Source organism: Nocardiopsis sp. FR4 (assembly GCF_009830945.1).
Taxonomy (GTDB): domain Bacteria; phylum Actinomycetota; class Actinomycetes; order Streptosporangiales; family Streptosporangiaceae; genus Nocardiopsis.
Genome location: NZ_VWVV01000013.1, coordinates 160,507 through 178,766, shown reverse-complemented (window position 1 = coordinate 178,766; position 18,260 = coordinate 160,507). Strand labels below are relative to the sequence as shown.

The 18,260-nt window shown below is 71.6% G+C and carries 12 protein-coding genes and 1 pseudogene; 6 read left to right on the top strand and 7 right to left on the bottom strand.

Going from position 1 to position 18,260, the window contains the following annotated elements; all coding sequences use genetic code 11:
- The 6 genes and pseudogenes from FYW95_RS28225 to FYW95_RS14740 form a co-directional block, all read right to left on the bottom strand.
- Positions 1-281: pseudogene (locus FYW95_RS28225) on the bottom strand (hypothetical protein); the annotation flags it as partial.
- Positions 282-364: 83 nt separating this feature from the next.
- Positions 365-811: a 50S ribosomal protein L9 gene (gene rplI, locus FYW95_RS14760; protein WP_159945713.1), complete on the bottom strand. Its 447-nt coding sequence runs from the start codon at positions 809-811 to the stop codon at positions 365-367.
- A gap of 26 nt (positions 812-837) precedes the next feature.
- Positions 838-1,074 (bottom strand): 30S ribosomal protein S18, encoded by a 237-nt coding sequence (gene rpsR / locus FYW95_RS14755; RefSeq protein WP_159945714.1) that lies wholly within the window; start codon positions 1,072-1,074, stop codon positions 838-840.
- Positions 1,075-1,179: 105 nt separating this feature from the next.
- The gene (locus FYW95_RS14750) at positions 1,180-1,767 is read right to left on the bottom strand and encodes a single-stranded DNA-binding protein (RefSeq protein ID WP_159945715.1); all 588 of its coding nucleotides are present in this window, start codon (positions 1,765-1,767) and stop codon (positions 1,180-1,182) included.
- A 117-nt stretch (positions 1,768-1,884) separates the two neighbouring features.
- Entirely contained in the window at positions 1,885-2,175 is a 291-nt protein-coding gene (gene rpsF / locus FYW95_RS14745; RefSeq protein ID WP_159945716.1) for a 30S ribosomal protein S6, read from the bottom strand.
- A gap of 256 nt (positions 2,176-2,431) precedes the next feature.
- Positions 2,432-5,383: a transglycosylase domain-containing protein gene (locus FYW95_RS14740; protein WP_160050425.1), complete on the bottom strand. Its 2,952-nt coding sequence runs from the start codon at positions 5,381-5,383 to the stop codon at positions 2,432-2,434.
- Between the two features lie 920 nt (positions 5,384-6,303).
- Here FYW95_RS14740 and FYW95_RS14735 point away from each other — a divergent pair.
- The 3 genes from FYW95_RS14735 to FYW95_RS14725 all read left to right on the top strand — a co-directional run bounded on the left by FYW95_RS14735 (position 6,304) and on the right by FYW95_RS14725 (position 9,723).
- Positions 6,304-7,374, top strand: coding sequence for an inositol-3-phosphate synthase (locus FYW95_RS14735; protein ID WP_159943389.1), 1,071 nt, complete (start codon positions 6,304-6,306; stop codon positions 7,372-7,374).
- Between the two features lie 98 nt (positions 7,375-7,472).
- Positions 7,473-8,774 carry an MFS transporter gene (locus FYW95_RS14730; protein ID WP_159943388.1) on the top strand — a complete coding sequence of 434 codons (1,302 nt, stop codon included), beginning with the start codon at positions 7,473-7,475 and terminating at the stop codon, positions 8,772-8,774.
- 223 nt (positions 8,775-8,997) lie between these two features.
- The gene (locus tag FYW95_RS14725; protein ID WP_159943387.1) at positions 8,998-9,723 is read left to right on the top strand and encodes a class I SAM-dependent methyltransferase; all 726 of its coding nucleotides are present in this window, start codon (positions 8,998-9,000) and stop codon (positions 9,721-9,723) included.
- A gap of 23 nt (positions 9,724-9,746) precedes the next feature.
- Here FYW95_RS14725 and FYW95_RS14720 read toward each other — a convergent pair whose 3' ends face one another.
- Complete coding sequence (locus tag FYW95_RS14720; RefSeq protein ID WP_159943386.1) at positions 9,747-11,246, bottom strand: CCA tRNA nucleotidyltransferase; 1,500 nt, start codon at positions 11,244-11,246, stop codon at positions 9,747-9,749.
- A 324-nt stretch (positions 11,247-11,570) separates the two neighbouring features.
- Between FYW95_RS14720 and FYW95_RS14715 the strand changes: the two genes are divergently transcribed.
- The 3 genes from FYW95_RS14715 to murJ (FYW95_RS14705) all read left to right on the top strand — a co-directional run bounded on the left by FYW95_RS14715 (position 11,571) and on the right by murJ (FYW95_RS14705) (position 18,089).
- On the top strand, positions 11,571-14,051 hold the full coding sequence (locus FYW95_RS14715) for a DUF6049 family protein (protein ID WP_370462397.1): 2,481 nt from the start codon (positions 11,571-11,573) through the stop codon (positions 14,049-14,051).
- Between the two features lie 174 nt (positions 14,052-14,225).
- Complete coding sequence (murJ, locus tag FYW95_RS14710; protein ID WP_160050424.1) at positions 14,226-16,067, top strand: murein biosynthesis integral membrane protein MurJ; 1,842 nt, start codon at positions 14,226-14,228, stop codon at positions 16,065-16,067.
- 243 nt (positions 16,068-16,310) lie between these two features.
- Positions 16,311-18,089 carry a murein biosynthesis integral membrane protein MurJ gene (gene murJ, locus FYW95_RS14705; RefSeq protein WP_236567866.1) on the top strand — a complete coding sequence of 593 codons (1,779 nt, stop codon included), beginning with the start codon at positions 16,311-16,313 and terminating at the stop codon, positions 18,087-18,089.
- Positions 18,090-18,260: the final 171 nt, after the last annotated feature.

Sequence of the window (18,260 nt, the reverse complement as noted above, 5' to 3'; positions counted from 1 at the left end):
TGGCGCGCAGGACGGATCGTGCACCACAACCCGCTCGCTCCCTCACGACCCGTCGGACCGTCCGTTCCGCGACCAGGGCCCGCCGCCTCTCCGGCCTCGCGCCGGAGCCCGTGCAGGTCCCCCAGCCACTCGCGTCCGGTCCGCAGGTTGATTCCCACGGCTTGGCAAGCAGCTTTGTTCGAATACCCCAGGTCCATGAGTCGGAAGTATTCCGCTCGCTCTTCCCAGAGCTTCCTGCGGCCCTGGTTGACCGAGCGGTTCCGGATCTTGAAGTCGTCCATCGCACCCCTTCAGAAGTGGGGTGTTGCAACGACCACTAGAACTCAAGGGAGGGGAGGCGGGGCCCGAAGCGCCGGGGGCCTGGTCAGGCGCCGACGACGTCCAGCTTGATCGTCGCGGAGACCTCGGGGTGCAGGCGGACCTGGACCTTGTGGCTTCCGACCGACTTGATCGGGTTCTTGATCTCGATCCGGCGCTTGTCCAGCTGCGGACCGCCGGTGGCCTTGACGGCGTCGGCGATGTCAGCGGGGGTGACCGAACCGAACAGGCGGCCGCCCTCGCCGGCGCGCTGCTGGAGGCGCACCGTGAGCGCGTTGACCTGACCGGCGACCTGCTGGGCCTCGTCCAGGCTCCGGATGTCACGCGCGGAACGCGCGCGCTGGATCAGGTCGATCTGCTTCTGGGCGCCGCGCGTCCACCGGATGGCGAACCCGCGGGGCAGCAGGTAGTTGCGGCCGTAGCCGTTCTTCACCTCGACGACATCGCCGGGGGCTCCGAGACCGTTGACCTCGTGGGTCAAAATCAGCTTCACGACAAAAACCTCCCTCGATATCGCCGTTAGCGGGTGCTGCTGGTGTAGGGCAGCAGGGCCACCTCGCGCGCGTTCTTGATCGCGGTCGCGACGTCGCGCTGGTGCTGGGTGCAGTTACCCGTGACGCGCCGGGCACGGATCTTGCCGCGCTCGGAGATGAACTTGCGGAGAAGCGTGGTGTCCTTGTAGTCGATGTAGGACTGCTTCTCCTGGCAGAAGAGGCAAACCTTCTTCTTGGGCTTGCGCGCTGCCGGCTTCGCCATCGTGGTGCTCCTTCGCAAGAGCCCCGGGGTCCTCCCGGGGATGGGCTGGGACATGTGGAAGACGACCTGGCGCACCGGGGCGCCGGGCCGGGTACTGCTGGTCGACTAGAACGGGGGCTCGTCGGAGAAGCCTCCGCCGCCGCCGCCACCGCCGAAACCGCCGCCACCGCCGTTGGTGGCCCACGGGTCGTCGGCCGGGGGACCGCTGCGTCCGCCGCCCTGGGCTCCGCCGCCGAAACCGCCGCCCTGGTTCCCGTAGCCGCCGCCCTGGGGCTGGCCGCCACCGAAACCACCGCCGCCGCCACCGAAGCCACCGCCGCCGCCCTGGCGCTGCGTCTTGGTCACCTTGGCGGTGGCACTGCGCAGGGCCGGGCCGACCTCGTCGACGTCGATCTCGAAGACGGTCCGCTTCTCACCCTCGCGGGTGTCGTACGAGCGCTGCTTCAAGCGGCCCTGCACGATGACGCGCATACCGCGCTGGAGGCTCTCGGCCACGTTCTCCGCGTACTGCCGCCAGACGGTGCAGGTGAGGAACATGGACTCGCCGTCCTTCCACTCCCCCGACTGGCGGTCGAAGGTGCGGGGCGTCGAGGCCACGCGGAAGTTGGCGACCGCGGCTCCACTGGGCGTGAAGCGCAGTTCAGGGTCGTCGACCAGGTTGCCGACGAGCGTGATCTGGGTTTCGCCTGCCATGGATGGGCTCCGGTTCGAGGTAGTCGGTTCAGGCGGTTTCGCCTGCTGCCCCGATCATCCCCGCCACCAGTGACAGAGCGGGGACCACGGGACCAGGGGGTGCGGCGCGGAGCCGCTCTAGTGGACCTCGGGGCGGAGCACCTTCGTGCGGAGCACGGCCTCGGCGATGCCGAGCTGGCGGTCCAGCTCCTTGACCGTGGCGGGCTCGGCGGTCAGGTCGATGACCGCGTAGATGCCCTCGGCGTTCTTGTCGATGTCGTAGGCCAGGCGGCGCTTGCCCCAGATGTCGACCTTCTCGACCGAGCCGCCGTCGTTGCGGACGACGCCCAGGAAGTTCTCCAGCGACGGGGCGACGGTGCGCTCGTCGAGGTTCGGGTCGAGGATGACCATGATTTCGTAACGACGCATAGGCGTACGTTCCTCCTCTGGACTGTTGCGGCCATGGAATCTCCATGGCAGGAGGGCAGGAGCCCGCGGTGGGTGCCGCGCCGCCGGGGACGGGGCCTGGCGGGCTCTGAGCCATACGGGAGTCAAGGCTACCAGCCGCCGCATACCATCCGGTGCGGCCTGTGGACAACCCCGCCGCACCCGGGGCGGGGGCACGCGAAGGGGGCCGGTGCGCCCACCGAGCGCGCCGGCCCCCTGGCTGAGCCTTCGGGAGGGGTCAGTCCTGACGGGTCAGGATGACCATCCTGTTGGTCTCACCGCCGCTGGCGCTGCTCCTGCCCCACGGGAAGGAACCGCCGCCGCCTTCGCCGTCCTGCTCCTCGCCCGAGGCCCCGTCGTCCGGCGGAGTGGTGTTCTCACAGTTCGCGGGTGGGTTGGGACGCGAGCAGGCCGTCGGGTCCTGGGGCTCCTCCCCGTCCTCGCAGAAGGGGTCGAACTCCGCACACGGCTCCTCGGTCTGCGGCTCCTCCCCGCAGTCCGGGCCGCGGCGGTCCTGCGGGTCGCACTCCGGCTCGCTCGCGCTCGGCTCCTCGGAGGGTTCCTCGCTCGGCTCCTCGGACTGCTCCTCGCTCGGGGACGGGCTGGGCAGGAAGCTGTGGTCCTCACCCACGTTGGCCCGCGGCGGGAACTGCTCGACGGGCTTCCCCTCCATGGCCACCGTCATGAACTCCCGCCAGACGTTGGCCGATGTGGTACCACCGAAGATCTCACCCGCGGCCTGCCCGTCGAACTCCAGGGACAGATTGGCGTCCGCGCGGCTCAGGCCGACGGCGGCGACCAGCTGCGGGGTGTACCCGACGAACCAGGCGGAGACGGCGTTACTGGAGGTACCGGTCTTGCCCGCGACGGGGCGTCCGTCCGGCAGCGCGGCGTGGGAGCCACCGCCGTTCTCGACCACCTGGGTCATGGCGTAAGTGACGTCGGCCGCGACGTCCGCGGAGACCACCTCGGTACCGCTCTCCAACTGAGCCTGGTCCTTGGGCTCGAGGACCGTGCCGTCGGCCCTGCGCAGCTCGGTGACCATGTGCGCCGGGTAGTGCCTGCCCCCGGCCGCGAAGGTCGCGTAGCCCGTCGCCTGGTCCAGCGCGGTCACCTGATGGGTGCCCAGCGCGATCAGCGGCCCCTGGGTGGAGGTGGTGATCTGGTCCTCGTCCACCCCGGCCCGGACCGCGAGGTCGTCGACCGCGGCCGGACCCAGGTCGTGTGCCAGCTGCACGAAGGGGGTGTTGACCGAGTCCGCGGTGGCCTGGACCAGGTTGACCGGACCGTAGCTCACGTCGTTCGCGTTCTGGACCGGACTCTGCAGGCCCGGGAACTCCTGCGGCGAGTCGCCGTCGAACATGCTCTCGAGGCTGATGTTGTTGTTGAGCGCTGTGGCCAGGACGTAGGGCTTGTACGACGAACCCGCCTGGGTGCGGTGGTACAGCGAGTTGTTGTAGTCCTCGGCCACGTTGTCGCCGCCGTGGAAGGCGACGATCTCACCCGTGGAGGGGTCAACCGCGGTCAGGCCCATCATGGTGTCCTCGGGGGTGCCCGGCAGGACGTCGAAGGCGCTGCGCGCCGCGTCCATGAGCTCGGGGTTCAGCGAGGTCTCGACGACGAAGCCCTGGGTGGCGATGTCGGCGGAGGTGATGTCGTGGTTGGAGTAGCGTTCCACGATCTCGTTGATGACCGCGTCGCGCACGTACCCGTACTTGGGGTCGGCGGGCGTGTCGTCGTCGACGCCGTAGGGGACGAGTTCCGGGATCTCCAGCGCCTCGGCCTCGGCCCGGGGGAGGCCCCGGCTGGGGTCCTCCTCGTGCATCGCCGCCAGCTGGCGCTGCATGTAGGGCCAGCGCTCCTCCTTGAGGTACTTCTCGGTCCAGGGGCCCATCTCGCCCTCGAAGTTGCTGGGCATCTGGATGATGAGGCCGAGGAAGGCGCCCTCCGCCGAGTTCAGCTCGCTGACGCTCTTGTCGAAGTAGGCCTGGGAGGCCATCTCGATGCCCGAGGCGCCGCGGCCGAAGTAGATGGTGTTGAGGTAGGTCGTGAGGATCTCCTCGTGCTCCATCTGCTGGGAGAGCTTGATGGCGATGAAGATCTCCCGGATCTTGCGGAGGTAGCGGTTGCTGGAGTCCAGGTCGCTGTAGTAGTTGCGGGCCATCTGCTGGGTGATGGTGGAACCGCCGCCCGCCTCGCCGCCGGTGACGACGGCGCGCATGATGCCCATGACGTTGATGCCGGGGTCGGTGAAGAAGGTGCGCTGCTCGGCGGCGAGCACGCCGTCGATGACCTCCGGCGGGATGTCCTCGTACTGGACCTCGACGCGCCTGACCTGTCCCGTGGTGACCGCGACCTCGGGCTCCTCGTCACCCTGCGCGGCCCACATGATCTGGGTGGCCGACATCGTGTTCTCCGCCTTGGCGTCCAGCTCGTCCTTGTCGGGCGCCTGGGCGTACAGGATCGCGAAGACGGCGACGCCGCCGATGATCATCAGGCCGAAGGCGGCCAGGGCGGGCTTCCACGCCTTGGACAGGAAGCGCCTGAACCACGGACGGTCGTCCGGCTCCTCCTGGCGGGCGCGGCGTCTGCCTCCGCCTCCTCCGCCCCTGCCGCCGGCCGCGGCGCGGGTGCCCCTTCCCGGCGCGCGGCGCCCCTCGGAGCGCGCGGCGTGCTCGCGGTCCCGGCCGCGCTCGCGCGGGTCGCGGGGGTCACGCGGGCCGCCGGCACCGGCGGCCCTGCGACGGCCGCGGGGGTCCTCGACGGGGCGGCGCCGGCCCTGGCCGTCGGGACGACGACGGGGCGGCTCACCGTCCCGGGAACGACGGGGCGGTTCTCCCTCGGGACGGCGGCGGGGGCGCTCGGCGTCCTCCGGGCGGCGGCGCTGGCCCTGGCCCTCGGCACGACGCGGACGCTCGCCCTCGGCACGACGGGGGCGCTCGGCGTCGCCGCGGCGGCGGGCGCCCCGGCCCTCGGAGCGCATGTCCTGCTCCGGCGGCCGCGGCCGGCGCGGGCGCTCGGGCCGCGCGTCGTCACCCCAGAAGCCGTCCCCGGCCTCCGCTCGTCGGCGCCCTCCGGCACGCTCGGGGCCGTCGGCCCGGCGCCGTCCACCGCTGCCGCGTGGACCGTCGACCGGGCCCTCGGCCCGGCGACGGCCGCCGTCGGCGTTCCGTCGTCGTTCGGTACTCACGTGGTCCTCGATTGCCTCTCACGGCCGGTCGGCCTGACGATTCCTGGGTGGAAACGGGGGGACGGTCCCCCTGGGGGATCGGTGATCCGCGACCTGTTCTCGCGGTGACCGGCGTGGACCGGCCCGGTGCGGCCGCTCCACCGTTGTGCCTGTCGTTCAAGGCTTGATAAAGGACGCCCAAGGGCGGGCGGGGGTTTTCATCAACAGGTCGCGAAGACGTTGGCCGCTTCATCCTCCTGGTCATTGGCCTGCGGGAGCCCGGCCTCCGTCGGTGCTCTCCGTCCCGTACCGACGGCGCGACGCCGCGGTGGCGGCCCGGTCCGGGGGCGGGGGCTTACCGGCTACGCACGCAAATCACAGGTCACGTTAGAGCGATCGAACGGTATAGCACAACCCACGCGCGAGGTTATCGTGCGTCACGGGGCACCTGGGAACGATGGACGGGAAATCGCGCGTAGCGCCAGTTCACGGCAGAGCCGTCACACCGGGTCAGCGGTGAGGCTTGCACGTGCACTCCGGCGCGGGGACGTGTCGGGGCAGGTGGGGGCGGTGCGTGAGATTTTTACCGCAGTATTCCGGGGGTTCACCGCCGACGACCGGCGGTGAACACCCCGTGTGCCCCCGGGGCTCTCCCGCGTCACCGGTCTGACATGCGGTCACGCGGGTGGGCAGGGATAGAGTCAGGGCTGAACAAAACAGCCAGACATGCACGTTCCTCCCGCAGCCCCCGGGTAGGTGGCAGGGAACCGCGCCGCAAGCGCCCGTGGAGGGCGGCGGGGGTGACGGGTGGGAACAGAAACGCCGTGTGCGCTGCTGACCACATACGGGAAACGAACGCGGGACGACCCACCGCCGTCATCGCGGACCCGTCGTCGTGCGCCGTGGAATCCATGTTCGCGAAGAAGAAGGAGCAAGGACCAATGGGTTCGGTACGTGTAGCCGTCGTGGGCGTCGGCAACTGTGCGGCGTCGCTCGTCCAGGGCGTGCATTACTACAAGGACGCCAACCCCGAGTCCCGGGTACCCGGCCTCATGCATGTGCAGTTCGGCCCGTACCACGTGAGCGACATCGAGTTCGTCGCCGCCTTCGACGTGGACGCCAAGAAGGTCGGCCACGACCTGGCCGACGCCATCACGGCCAGCGAGAACAACACCATCAAGATCTGCGACGTGCCGCCGACCGGCGTCACGGTCATGCGGGGCCCGACCTACGACGGTCTGGGCAGGTACTACCGCGAGATGATCCAGGAGTCGCCCGAGGACGCGGTGGACGTGGTCGCCGCCCTCAAGGCCAGCGGGGCGGACGTGCTCGTGTCCTACCTCCCGGTGGGCTCGGAGGAGGCCGGCAAGTTCTACGCCCAGTGCGCGATCGACGCGGGCGTGGCCTTCGTGAACGCCCTTCCGGTGTTCATCGCCTCCGACCCCGAGTGGGCGGAGAAGTTCACCGAGGCCGGGGTGCCGATCATCGGCGACGACATCAAGTCGCAGATCGGCGCGACCATCACCCACCGGGTGCTGTCGAAGCTGTTCGAGGACCGCGGCGTGATCGTGGACCGCACGTACCAGCTGAACTTCGGCGGCAACATGGACTTCAAGAACATGTTGGAGCGCGACCGCCTGGAGTCCAAGAAGATCTCCAAGACGCAGTCCGTCACCTCGCAGATCCCGCACGAGCTGAAGGCCGGGTCGGTGCACATCGGCCCCTCGGACCACGTGCCGTGGCTGGACGACCGCAAGTGGGCCTACATCCGACTGGAGGGCCGCGCGTTCGGTGACGTGCCGCTGAACCTGGAGTACAAGCTGGAGGTCTGGGACTCCCCGAACTCCGCGGGCATCATCATCGACGCCGTCCGCGCGGCGAAGATCGCCAAGGACCGCGGGATCGGCGGCCCCGTCCTGGAGCCGTCCTCCTACTTCATGAAGTCCCCGCCCGTGCAGTACAGCGACTCCGAGGCGCACGAGAAGGTCGAGCGCTTCATCGCGGGCGAGTAGCCCCCGGGCGGACGCCCAGCGCGCCGCGGCGGACCCGGTCGGGGGGTTCGGAGCCGCCGCGGCCGTGCCCCCTCCCGTGCGCGCCCTACCCTGGGAGCGTGTCCTTCTTCGGCGATCTGCGCACGGTCCTCCGGGGACCCCGGTTCCGTCGGCTGTTCGGTACCCGGCTGGTCTCGCAGTTCTCCGACGGGGTCTACCAGGCCGGACTGGCCGGTTTCGTCTTCTTCAACCCCGAGCAGCACACGAGCGCCGGGGCCGTCGCCGCGGCCTTCGCGGTCCTGCTCCTGCCGTTCTCGGTGGTGGCCCCGTTCGCCGGGGTCCTGATCGACCGGTGGCCCCGCCGCCAGGTGCTGCTGCTGTCCGCCCTGGCCAAGGCGGCGCTCGCCGCGGTGAGCGCGCTCCTGGTCGCGGGCGGCGAGGGCCCGGCCTTCTTCGTCGCGGCGCTCCTGGTGCTGAGCGTCAACCGCTTCTTCCTGTCCGGACTGTCCGCCGGGCTGCCGTACGTGGTGCCCCGGGAGAAGCTGATGATGGCCAACGCGGTGACACCGACCAGCGGCACCGCGGCGAGCTTCCTCGGCGCCGGGACGGGTGCCGCGATCGGACTGCTCGGCGGGGACGACGCACTCGGCACGGGGGCCGTCCTCCTCGTGGCCGCGCTGGGCTTCGCGGGAGCGGGTCTGGTCTCGCTGACCCTGGGGTACCGGGAGCTGGGGCCGCACCTGGAGCGGGAGCCCGAGGAGGTCCGCGCTGCCGTGCGCGACGTGGTGCGGGGCATGGTGTCCGGCGTGCGGCACCTGTGGTCCCGTCCGGAGGCGCGTGACGCGCTGGCCACGATCGGCGGCCACCGGATCCTGTTCGGCATATCCACCCTGGTCACACTGCTGCTCTACAACAACACGTTCACCGACGGCGGGGTGGCCGGTCTGGCCGGTTTCTCGGTGGCGATGGGCCTGTCCGGGGCGGGGTTCCTCCTCGGCGCGGTGGCCACGCCGTGGGCGACCGCCCGGATGGCGCCGGGGACCTGGATCGCCCTGCAGCTGGCCGCGGCGGCCGCGGTGCTGGTGGTGTTCGGACTGCCCTTCTCCCCCGCCCTGTTCCCGGTGGCCGCGTTCTCGCTGGGCTTCGTCTCCCAGGGGGTGAAGGTCACGGTCGACACGTTGGTTCAGCGACATGTCGACGACGCGTTCCGCGGGCGGGTGTTCTCGGTCTACGACGTGCTGTTCAACGCCACGTTCGTGCTGGGCGCGGCGCTGTCGGCCGCGCTGGTCCCGCCCTCGGGGGCCAGCACCCCCGTGGTCTCCGCGATGGCCGCCGCCTACCTGGCGATGGGCGCGGCCTGGGCCGCGCGGGGACGGCGCACGGACCCGAACGCGACCGCGGTCCGCGAGGGCGCCGCCTAGCCGGCCGGAGGGGCCGCTGCGGCGGAGGGGGTCCGGGCACCGGGCGCTCTCCGGGTACGGGGGGCGCGCAGGGCACCGAGGGCCGGCGGCATGTCGACAGGACGGCTTGTCGTCCTGTCCCCCAGTCGGCACGTCGACGCAGGTGAGAGCTCTTCGTCGCTTTGTGGTCACCTGCTGTAGTGTCCCCGCAGGGAAGTCGTCGACACAGCGGGGATGGTGGGGTATGACCGTCGATCACGCACCGGGGAACGCCTCCAGCGCCTTCGGCTCGCGCGGGGTGACCAGGCGGATCGGCGCGCTGGCCCGGCACCTGCCCTTCCACGGCGACCGGCTGCTCGACGTGGGCTGCGGGGACGGCACCTACACGGTCGAACTGGCCGGGGGCTACGTGCGGGTGGACGCCGTCGACCTGGAACCGGACCGGCTCAACGCCTTCGCCCGCCGGATCGCCGGAACCGCCCTGGAGGACCGCGTCGGCGTCCACAAGATGTCCGCCGACGGGCTGGCCTTCGAGGCGAACACGTTCGACCGGGTGACCGCGTTCGACCTGTTCGAGCACGTCGACGACCCGGAGGCGGGGCTGCGGGAGGTCCGCCGCGTGCTCCGGCCCGGCGGCGCGCTCTCCCTGACCGCGCCCAACCGCTGGTTCCCCTTCGAGACCCACGGCGTGCTGTGGGGCCGACGGCGCCGCTCGACGCTGACCGCGCCCTTCCTGCCGTGGATCCGCCCGCTGCACGAGCGCATGTCGGACACGCGGGCGTTCACCACCCAGCAGATGGGCCGCCTGCTGCGCGGCGTCGGGCTGCGGGTGTGCGCCATCGACTACCTGATGCCGCCGCTGGAGCGGCGGCCCGCGGGCCTGCAGACCCTGTCCGACACGATGGAGGAGACGCCGCTGCGGGTGTTCGGCATGGCCATGGCGGTCACGGCGGTCAAGCCCGGCCGCTGACGCCCGGTACGGGAGGGCGCGACCTACATGTGCTCGGCCGCCCAGGCGCGCAGCGCCTCGGTGGCGGCCTCCCGGCCCATCGGCCCGTTCTCCAGGCGCAGCTCCAGCAGGAAGCGGTACGCGCGGCCCACCACCGGCCCCGGACCGATCCCCAGGACCTCCTGGATCTCGTTGCCGTCCAGGTCCGGGCGGATGCGGTCCAGCTCCTCCTGCTCGGCCAGCTCCTTGATGCGGCGCTCGATGTCGTCGTAGGCGCGCGCCAGGGCGGCGGCCTTGCGCCGGTTGCGGGTGGTGCAGTCGGCACGGGTGAGGATGTGCAGCCGCTCCAGCTGGGAACCGGCGTCTCGGGCGTAGCGCCGCACCGCCGAGTCGGTCCACTCCCCCTTGCCGTAGCCGTGGAAGCGCAGGTGCAGGCCGACCAGGGTGCTGACGTCGGACACGACGTCCTTGGGGAAGCGCAGCGCGCTCAACCGCTTGCGGCTCATCGAGGCGCCCACCACCTCGTGGTGGTGGAAGGTGACCCGGCCGCCGGACTCGAAGGCCCGCGTCTTGGGCTTGCCGACGTCGTGCAGCAGCGCCGCCAGGCGCAGCACGAGGTCGGGTTCGTGCCCGCGCTCCCGCTCCAGCTCGATGGCCTGGTCCAGCACGGTGAGGGAGTGCTCGTAGACGTCCTTGTGCCGGTGGTGCTCGTCGATCTCCAGGCGCAGCTTGGGGATCTCGGGCAGCACGTACGGCGCGATGCCCAGGTCCACCATGAGCTCGATGCCGCGCCGGGGGTCGGGGCTGAGCATGAGCTTGGTCAGCTCGTCGCGGATGCGCTCGGCGGAGACGATGGACAGTCGCTCGGCCATGTTCCGGGCGGCCTCGGCCACCTCGGGGGCCAGGGAGAAGCCGAGCTGCGCGGCGAAGCGGACGGCGCGCATGATGCGCAGCGGGTCGTCGCCGAAGGAGTCCTCCGGTCTGCCGGGGGTGCGCAGCACCCCGGCCCGCAGGTCGGCCAGGCCGCCGAAGGGGTCGACGAACTCCAGGCCGGGCAGGCGCACCGCCATGGCGTTGACGGTGAAGTCGCGGCGCAGGAGGTCGTCGTGGATGTCCGTGCCGTAGGCCACCTCGGGCTTGCGGGACTTGGGCGAGTAGGACTCGCTGCGGTAGGTGGTGATCTCCAGCTGCAGGCCCTTCTTGCGCAGGCCCACCGTGCCGAAGTCGATGCCGACGGTCCACACGGCGTCGGCCCAGCCGTCCACGATTTCCAGGATGCGCTGGGGCACGGCGTCGGTGGTCAGGTCGACGTCGTTGGAGGTCCGCCCCAGGAGCGCGTCGCGTACCGGCCCGCCGACGAGGGCGAGCTGCTGGTCGTGCCCGGCGAAGCGCTCGCCCAGCTCCTCGGAGACGAGGGGGAAGGAGTCGGCCAGCGCTGTGACCGCCGCCCGCTGCGCGCCGGTCAGCGAGGCCGCCCCCGGGGAGGCCTCGGCGTCGTGCTGCCGGGCGGTGTCGCTCTCTCGCGAAAACTCTGTGTTCGGCACGGATACGAGACTAGGCGGCGCCCGAGGCAAACCGCGAATCGTCCCTGTCCGGACCGGGTGCCGGTACACGGATCGGGTCCTTCCCCGCCCGGCCGCCGCCGTTCGACGCGGGAGCGCGCCCCCGGGACACGTCGCACGGCTGTGGACAACCGACCTGGGGAGCGGTGGAGGCGGTATCTTCGGGGGAACGGTAGGACGCCCCGGTTGCGCCGCGTCCACCCCACCCGCGTACGCCGTCGCGCCGTGCGGGTGCTACCACCGTCCCCTCCACCGCGATCCCGGCGGGACGGCCATCTGGACCCGACTCAGGAAACCGGTCAAGCGTTGCGTCGATTTGCCTCCGCGTCGGTGGTCACGGCCATGGCCACCGCGCTGTTCCCGATACCGGCCACACCCGCGCACGCGGAGCCCGAGGGCGACGGGGCGGCCGAGCCGCTCGTCGTCGAGCGCGTCACCCCGGACGCCCTCGGCGAGGACAGCACCCTGCGGGTCACGGGTGAGGTGACCAACACCACCGACCACGGTCTGAGCGACGTCACCGTGCGGATGCGCTACTCGCGGCACCCCTTCACCGACCGCGGCGAACTGGACGAGTTCGCCTCGGGCGAGGGGTGGCAGCCCAACGCCTCCGGCCCGGACGACGAGGTGGCCGGGGAGCTGGCGCCGCTGGACAGCCGGGGGTACTCCCTGAGCGTTCCGGTCGAGGACCTGGGCCTGGACGCCTACGGCGTCTACCCGCTGGTCGTGGAGGCCGTGGACGGCCGCGGGGAGGTCATCGGCGCCCAGTACACCTTCCTGCCCTACACGGGCGGCGACGACGTGCCCTCGGTCGGGGTGGCCTGGGTGTGGCCGCTCATGGCCCGGCCCCAGCGGGCGGACGACGACACCTTCCTCAGCGACGAGCTGAACGCGGCCGTGGCCGCCGACGGCCGCCTGGGGCGCCTGCTGGCCGCGGGCGCGCAGACACCGCTGTCCTTCGAGGCCGGTGAGGGGGACCTGGTCGAGGAGCTCGGCCTCGGCGAGGACTCCGAGGCCCCGCCGTCCGACGGCGAGGCCACCGCGGAGGAGACCGCCGAGGCCCTGCCCACCGGCGAGGCCTCGCCCTCGGAGGGGACCGATCCGGCGGCGGAGGACGGGGAGGAGTCCGGGGACGGCGGCCAGGAGGGCGGAGAGGACGCGGAGGGCGGAGAGAGCCCAAGCACCCCCGCGCGGACCGAGGGCACGCCCGTCACCTGGGCCGTGGACCCCGGCACGCTCGACGACGTCCTGCGCATGGCCAGCGCGGGCCACGAGGTCCTGCGGGACCCGCTCGCGGTGCCCGCCGGGGCCGACCCGGTGCGCGAGGGCGCCGGGCCGAGCGAGGCGGCCCAGGTGTGGCTGCGCGAGGCGCGCCGCGTCCTGGCCGCCGACGGCGTGGTGGCCGCCCCCTACGCCAACACCGACCTGGCCGCCCTGCTGCACAACGGCATGGACGCCGACGCCGAGGCCTCCCTGCGGGTCGGGCAGGAGGCCGTGCTGCGCGCGCTGGCGCTGGAGGCGGACGAGTCCTTCGCCCTGCCCCCCGAGGGCCTGATGGACGAGGAGGTCTACGCGCTGCTCTCCTCCTACGGCGCCACCCGCTTCCTGCTGGACGAGTCCGCCATGCCCGCCGCCTCCTGGATGTCGGCCACCCCCGGCGCCCGGGCCCCGCTGCCCGCCGCCCCGACCGGGTCGGACGGGGAACCCTTCGCCCTGGTCGCCGACGCGGGGCTCACCGAGATCCTGTCGATGCCCACGTGGGGGCCGGGGCAGTCCGAGCTCGCCCTCCAGCGCTTCGCCGCCGAGACCGCGATGATCGCGGGCGAGAACGCCGGCGACGACCGGGTGGTCGTCGCCTACCCGGACCCGGCCTGGGACCCCAGCCCCGCGTTCGCGGAGGGGGTGCTGGCCGCCTCCGAGGACCTGCCCTGGCTGTCCCCCGAGCGCCTGGACGAGGTGGGGGCGCCCGAGGCCGGTGAGGGCGGGAACACCCGCGCGTCCCTCTCCTACCCCGGGAGCGCCGCCGGGGATGAGCTCAGCTCCACCTACCTCGACCAGGTCGAGGACGTGGGCCGGGACGTGCGCCTGTTCAACAGCATCCTGGTCGGCGACAGCGACCCGTTCCGCCCGGCCCTGCTGCGCCTGGAGTCGGTGTACTGGCGGGAGGAGGAGGCCCTGGCGGGGGCCACCCGCTCCCTGGTCTCGGCCACCCTTCAGGACCGTATGGACGACGTGCGGATCATCCCCGGCGAGCCGGTCACGCTGGCCAGCCGGACCGGCACCACCGGGATCCTGGTCGCCAACGACCTGGAGGACGAGTCCGTCTACGTGCACCTGTCGGTGTTCTCGGAGAACTCCGAGCGCCTGAGCGTCGGCGAGTACACGCACTCCTTCGAGATCCAGCCCGGCGCCAAGACCACGGTGTACGTGCCGCTCTCGGCCCGCATCAACGGCCGCACGGTGCTGAACGTGAGCCTGCAGAACGCCGAGGGGGAGCCGATCAGCAGCCAGGACACCGAGATCCCGGTGAACGCCACCGGCCTGGGCACGCAGGCCCTGATGGTCAGCGGTATCGGCCTGTTGATCCTGGTCGCCGCGCTGGCCCCGCGCGCGGTGCGCAAGTGGGCGCGCAAGCGGGTGCGCACCGAGGGCGCGGCGGAGACGGCGGCCGGTGGTCCGGCCGCCGGGGAGGTACCAGTAGTCTCCGACCGGGCGGAGGACTCCTCGAAGGAGGAGGCCGGGGACGCCGGGGGCGACGCGCGACGCGACTCCGGCGGTACGGGTTGATGGTCCCGCTCCTTCGGCCGGCCGGTGGGTGACATGGCCCCCCACCGACAGGACGCCTTGTCGACACACCCGCACGTCGCCATGTCGGCACGTGCCGCACGCGTACCCGGTCCGCGGCCGCCCCTGCGCCGCGCCGGACATTCCCCAGTCGGACGAAAGGAACCCTGATCCACGGTGGTCACCGACTCTCCGAACGGCGGCGGGAAGCACCGCCGTTCCCCCCAGCCCGAAGGCGCGCTCCCCGGTGAGAGCGCGGTCCGCCCCCGCGGCGGTCCGACGTCCTCCTTCGAGGGGGGCGAACTGCCCGAGGCGGACGCGGCCCCCGTCCCCGGCTCCGGGGCCGCCGACGGTTCCGGGAGCGGCCGGGGTGCGGGCGGAGGCTCCGAAACGGGCTCGGGGGGCGGCATGATGCGCTCCAGCGCCGTCATGGCCGTGGGCACCATGGCCTCCCGGATCACCGGGTTCGCCCGCACGATCGTGCTGGGCGCCGCCATCGGCACCCACCTGCTCGGTGACGCCTACCACACGGCGCACACGATCCCGTTCATCCTCAACGACCTGCTCATCGGCGGGCTGATGGCCAGCGTCATCATCCCGTTCCTGGTCAAGCGGCGTAAGCGGGACGCGGACGGCGGCAAGGCCACCGAGGACCGGCTGTTCACCACCACGGTGCTGGCACTGCTGGTGCTCACCGCGGCCGCGATCCTGGCCGCCGAGTTCCTCATCCTGATGTACGGCTCCCGGTTCACCCCGGTCCAGTTCGAGGTCTCGGTCCACCTGGCGCGCTACCTGCTCGCGCAGATCTTCTTCGTCGGGCTGAGCGGCCTGCTCAGCGCCATGCTCAACACCCGGGGCAGGTTCGGCGCCGCCGTCTGGGCGCCGGTGCTGAACAACATCGTCATCATGTGCGTGGCGGGCGTCTTCCTGTGGGTGGCGGGCCCCGGCCGCACGCCCGAGACCGTCACGGACGGCCAGCTCACCCTGCTGGGCGCCGGCACCGCGGGCGGCATGGCGCTGCAGGCTCTGGTGCTGTTCGTGGCCCTGACCCGGACCGGTTACCGGTGGCGTCCCCGCATGGACCTGCGCGGCTCCGGACTCGGGGAGGCCCTGCGCACCGCCGGGTGGATGATGATGTACACCCTGCTCACGCAGGCCGGGCTGTGGATCACCACCAACATCGCCAACGCCGCGAACGTGGCGAGCATCGAGCAGGGACTGGACGTCGGCGCGGGCATCAGCGCCTACAACCTGGCGTACCAGCTCTTCCAGCTGCCGTACGCGATCATCGCGGTCTCCCTCATCACCGTGCTGCTGCCCCGGATGAGCGCCCACGCCGACGACCGGAACTGGGACGCCGTGCGCGCGGACTTCTCCCGCACGATGCGCGTCTCGGCCTTCGTCCTGGTGCCGACCGCGTTCGCGGTGGCGATGTTCGCCGAACCGCTGTCCGTCCTGGCCTTCGCCCGCGGGTCCATCTCCGTGGGCGACGCCGCCAACATCGGCCAGATCCTCGCGGTCATGTCCCTGGGCCTGGTGCCGTTCACCACGTTCCAGCTGATGCTGCGGGTGTTCTTCGCCATGGGCGACACCCGCACCCCGGCGATGATCGGTCTGGCCAACCTGGCCGTCCACGGCGGTCTGGCCGCGGCGTCCTACCTGCTGCTGCCGCCGCACCTGGTGGTCGTGGGCGTGGCCGCGGGCTTCATGGTCTCGTTCGTCTCCGGCCTGACCATCGCGGGGCTGGTGCTGAGCAGGCGGATCGGAGGACTTGACGGAAAGCACGTCATTGGCACATTGTTGCGCCTGCACCTGGCCGTCGTTCCGAGCATCGCGGCGGGCTTCGGTGTGCTCTGGGCCTTCGACACCCACGTCGGCCCCGGTCTGGTCACCTACGTCGGCGCCCCGGCCGCCGGATGCCTTCTGGGCGCGCTGCTCTTCCTCGGGTCGGCGCGCCTGCTGCGCGTTCCGGAGCTGAGCGCGGCGGTGGAACTGGTCCGCGGTCGTCTGCGTCGTTGATGCCGTACCGATCCCCCGGCTCTGAACCCGCCGAGGCCCCGAAGCCGCCGCAACGAGAGTGAAGGACAGCCGACGGTGTCCAGCGACCCACCCCAGCAGGTAGCCGGCGACCATTCCCCGGAACGGCCGGAGGAGCCCTCCCCGTCGGCGGACCCCGCGACCCCGGCGGAGCCGGTCCGGGAGACCCTGGGCGCCCCGGCGGGTCCGGGCGGCGCGACCGGGGCCCGCCGACGGCACCTGGTAATGCCCGAGGACGTCCTCGACACCTACGAGCGCGAGGAGCCGGACACCGAGCCCGAGACGGGTCTGAGCACGGTCCGGGACCCGAGCGAGATCGGTGACGTCGGTACCGCCGACCGCTACGAGGACGGCGACGAGATCGGCGGCAGCGCCCACACGGCGCCGGGCAACATCGCCAGGTCCAGCATGGTCATGGCGCTGGGCACCATCGTCTCCCGCGTCACGGGCTTCGTGCGCACCATCATCCTGGCCGCGGCGATCGGCACCCAGCTGCTGGGCGACGCGTACCAGACCGCGGGCATGGTCCCGTACATGATCTACGACCTGCTCATCGGCGGGTTGCTGGCCAGCGTGTTCGTCCCCTTCCTCGTCAAGCGGCGCAAGCTGGACGCCGACGGCGGGAACGGGGTCGAGCAGCGCCTGGTCACGCTGATGCTGCTGGCGCTGTTCGCGCTCACGGTCGTGTCGGTGCTGGTCGCGGAGTGGTTCATCCGGATCTACGCGGGCGGCTTCACCGGGGCCCAGTACGAGGTCTCGGTGGTCCTGGCCCGGTTCCTGGTCACCCAGATCTTCTTCATCGGCGCGAGCGGCCTGGCCGGCGCCATGCTCAACGCGCGGGGCAGGTTCGGCGCCCCCATGTGGGCGCCGGTGCTGAACAACCTGGTCATCATCGGCGTCTGCGTGTGGTTCCTGAACCTGGCCGGTCCCGGCCGCACGCCGGAGACGGTGACCTCGGGCGAGCTCATGCTGCTGGGCCTGGGCACGGCCGCGGGCCAGGTGGTCCAGGCCGCCGTGCTGGTGTGGGCCCTGGCCGCGGCGGGCTTCCGCTGGCGCCCCCGCCTGGACCTGCGCGGCTCGGGCCTGGGCGAGGCGGCCGGCGCGGCCTCGTGGATGATGCTCTACATCGTCGTGGCGCAGCTGGGCGCGCTCGTGTCCACCAACGTGGCCACCCGGGCCGGTGCGCGGGCCGCCGAGGCGGGTTTCGACTCCGGCGCCGGTATCGCCGCCTACAAGTTCGCCTCGATGCTGTTCCAGCTGCCGTACGCGATCATCGCGGTCTCGGTGATCACCGCGCTGCTGCCGCGGATGAGCGAGCACGTCGCCGCCGGGCGCAGGGACCAGGTCCGCAGCGACTTCTCCCGGGGCTTCCGGCTGTCCTCGGTGCTGATCGTGCCGATCTCTGTGGCGATGATCGTCTTCGCGGTCCCGTTCTGCGTGATGATCTACGCGCAGGGCAGCACGAGCGCGCAGGACGCGGCGGCCATCGGGCGCATCCTCATGGTCTTCTGCGTGATGCTGATCCCGTTCACGCTGTTCCAGCTCCAGATGCGCGTGTTCTACGCGCTGGGCGACACCCGCACCCCGGCCCTGGTGTCGATCCCCTCGGAGATCGCGCACGCGACCACGGCGATCGCCCTGCTGTTCGTCATGGAGCCGCAGCACATCGTGGTGTGGCTGCCGGTGCCCTACGGGCTGTACTACATCGTGGGTTCGGTCGTCATGTGGTACCTGCTGCACCGGAAGCTGAACGGCCTCGACGGCCGCAGGACCGCGGCGACCCTGTTCAGACTGCACCTGGCCACCGTTCCGGCGGCGGTCTTCGGTGTGGTGGCGATCCACCTCTTCCGGGGGCTCCCCGGGGACGTGTGGCCGGGGCTGGCCGCGATGGCGACGGGCGGCCTCGTCGGCGCGGTGCTGTTCGTGGCCACCGCCAGACTGCTCAATGTGACCGAAGTCACATCATTCCTCGATTTGCTCAGGACGCGGCTGCTACGCCGCTGATCACCAGGAATACCCGATGTTGGGTGGTCACGCACCGATAGGCCCAGGAAGGGGTATGCGTATCCCATGTCCTCCGAAGATGCTGTTCAGGCGTCCTAGCATGGACAGGCATCGCTTTATCGCCACAGCAATGTTCAACCGAGCTGCCCGAAGGGAGGCTGGGGACAGCAG

Excerpts from the sequence above, each read along its gene's own strand:
- FYW95_RS14735 (WP_159943389.1), top strand. The coding sequence starts at position 6,304 with ATGGGTTCGGTACGTGTAGCCGTCGTGGGCGTCGGCAACTGTGCGGCG.
- FYW95_RS14725 (WP_159943387.1), top strand. The coding sequence starts at position 8,998 with ATGACCGTCGATCACGCACCGGGGAACGCCTCCAGCGCCTTCGGCTCG.
- murJ (WP_236567866.1), top strand. The coding sequence starts at position 16,311 with ATGCCCGAGGACGTCCTCGACACCTACGAGCGCGAGGAGCCGGACACC.
- rpsR (WP_159945714.1), bottom strand. The coding sequence starts at position 1,074 with ATGGCGAAGCCGGCAGCGCGCAAGCCCAAGAAGAAGGTTTGCCTCTTC.
- FYW95_RS14750 (WP_159945715.1), bottom strand. The coding sequence starts at position 1,767 with ATGGCAGGCGAAACCCAGATCACGCTCGTCGGCAACCTGGTCGACGAC.
- rpsF (WP_159945716.1), bottom strand. The coding sequence starts at position 2,175 with ATGCGTCGTTACGAAATCATGGTCATCCTCGACCCGAACCTCGACGAG.